A 1878-nucleotide genomic window follows, 5' to 3' on the forward strand; every position below is an offset into this window, starting at 1 on the left:
AGATGTAACCATCCGCTACTATGACCTTGAAGGGCGACTTGCGACAAAAAAAGAGTTGCTTAAAACTTTTCAAGCCTATCTTGGAAAAGCAAAAACTATCGAGGAAATTCTTTCGGTGGAAGCACGTATATCGGAGCTTCAATACGAAATCGAAGGAACGGGGATACAATTCCGTAACCTTGCCAATAATGTAGATTATGCAACAATTGACCTTAACCTTTTTGGACCTGTAACTTCATCTATGCAAAACCCGAATTTAACCTTAGGCGAGCGCGTAAAACAACTTTTCGGTAGCTTCGGCGATTTCCTGTCTGCGGTAGCGGTAATTTTAATCGGTATTGTCATTTACGGAATTCCTGTCATTTTGCTTCTTGGGTTACTCTTCCTGATTTTCTTCGGCAAAATCGGACTTGCCAAAAAACTGTGGAAACTGATTAAGTCTTAACGCAACTATCAGCATGAACACATCACTCTTGCGCCAATCAATTCACTCTTTCGCCGAAGCCACCTTTTCGCGCTCCGGCGGACCGGGTGGACAGAATGTAAACAAGGTCAACACAAAAGTAACATTAAAGTGGCGACTTCCCACCAGCGGTGAAAGTGAATCAGTGGGTCTTTCAGAAGCGGAACTGGATAGGGTAAAAACTCTACTTGCAAACCGCATTTCCGCAAACGGCGAAATAGTTATAACTTCGGATGAAGAACGCTCCCAAAAAGTCAATCTGGAAAGAGCATATTTCCGCATGAATACTCTGGTCGCTTCTGTGGCAAGGCTGCCCAAAAAACGAAAACCCACAAAGCCAAGCAAAGCCGCTAGAGAAAAACGACTTGAGTCAAAAAAGAAACAGGGGATTAAAAAAGCGGAACGGGCTAAAAAAGATGATTTGTAAAGAGTTCACACGAAGATCACAAAGAAACAAAGAACACAAAGGAATTCTTGGTGATTTTATCGCACTGTCGGTCACCTAAAGGTGACCTTGCTTTTATTGGGGACTTCGGCGTTTATTAGTGCTACGCTGTGTGGCATTCATGATCCACACGGCTACGCCGTGCGTTTATTTAGCGTCCTTTGTGTTCTTCGTGTGAAATTCTAGGGTAAATGTTTCACGTGAAACATTTTTAGGCTTACAGAACAAAAATCAACTTTACAACGTTTCCATTATCGGCTTTTGACTGTAGGACTAATTTGCTATCTTCTAGGCTCCACTGTTCTACATTTTGCATATAGTTATAAAAAGCCTGTTCTTGCAGTTTTTCCGGCTGAACTATTGGAGCCATCAAAGTCGATTTAATAACATCTATTTTAATGGCATTTCCATCCCCTAAAGTATATGGGGCGGAGTACTTATTTGGCGCACCTGTTCCGCTGACCATTTCGGCATCAAACTTCATTGTATAAACGCCGCCAACATTGTTCTTTTTTAGATCATTTCTATCGTAAAGAACAATCCTATTAAACGGTGTACCGTCAAGTTGAACTTCAATCAACTTCCAGTCTTTTCCGGTAACACTCGAGAAGGCCGATCCTTTGACTGTGGTTTGGCAACTCATTATCATTGCGAAAGCTACTAAAACTAATAATATTTGTCTTTTCATTTTCATCTCCTTTAATAAATAATACACCCTAATTTAAATTATTTCCACTACACTAATTCATCAACTTTGTCTGCGGCCTCGTCTTCTTTAACTATTCTATCCAGACCGATTACAAAGTCTGGCTTATCAATGCTAAGTATGCGCACACCCTGAGCGGCGCGTCCCATTATGCGAATATCGTCAACTTTTAGCTTTATCGACTTGCCCTGGCTTGTGATGCACATTATATCCTCGTTATCCAACACGTTTACACAACCGACAATTTCGCCTGTTTTTTCCGCT

The 1878-nt window shown here is 41.3% G+C and carries 4 protein-coding genes; 2 read left to right on the forward strand and 2 right to left on the reverse strand.

The genetic code is table 11. The features are described 5' to 3' along the window. Positions 1-445, forward strand: a 445-nt coding sequence (locus ACYVRH_RS12230) for a DUF4349 domain-containing protein (RefSeq protein ID WP_461257182.1), incomplete at its 5' end; no start/stop codon positions are given. 13 nt (positions 446-458) lie between these two features. Continuing rightward, complete coding sequence (gene arfB / locus ACYVRH_RS12235) at positions 459-890, forward strand: alternative ribosome rescue aminoacyl-tRNA hydrolase ArfB (RefSeq protein ID WP_461257183.1); 432 nt, start codon at positions 459-461, stop codon at positions 888-890. A gap of 235 nt (positions 891-1125) precedes the next feature. Here the strand turns inward: arfB and ACYVRH_RS12240 are convergent, their stop codons facing one another. Together ACYVRH_RS12240 and ACYVRH_RS12245 are read right to left on the reverse strand one after the other, a co-directional pair. After that, positions 1126-1596 carry an META domain-containing protein gene (locus tag ACYVRH_RS12240; RefSeq protein ID WP_461257184.1) on the reverse strand — a complete coding sequence of 157 codons (471 nt, stop codon included), beginning with the start codon at positions 1594-1596 and terminating at the stop codon, positions 1126-1128. 47 nt (positions 1597-1643) lie between these two features. Beyond that, positions 1644-1878 (reverse strand): DNA gyrase C-terminal beta-propeller domain-containing protein (locus tag ACYVRH_RS12245; protein WP_461257185.1); only part of this gene is annotated, 235 nt, incomplete at its 5' end.

The organism is Treponema sp. R80B11-R83G3 (assembly GCF_054786115.1).

What these genes read in the sequence shown, in the direction of transcription:
- ACYVRH_RS12240 (WP_461257184.1), bottom strand. Translation starts at nt 1,596, where the DNA reads ATGAAAAGACAAATATTATTAGTTTTAGTAGCTTTCGCAATGATAATG.
- arfB (WP_461257183.1), top strand. Translation starts at nt 459, where the DNA reads ATGAACACATCACTCTTGCGCCAATCAATTCACTCTTTCGCCGAAGCC.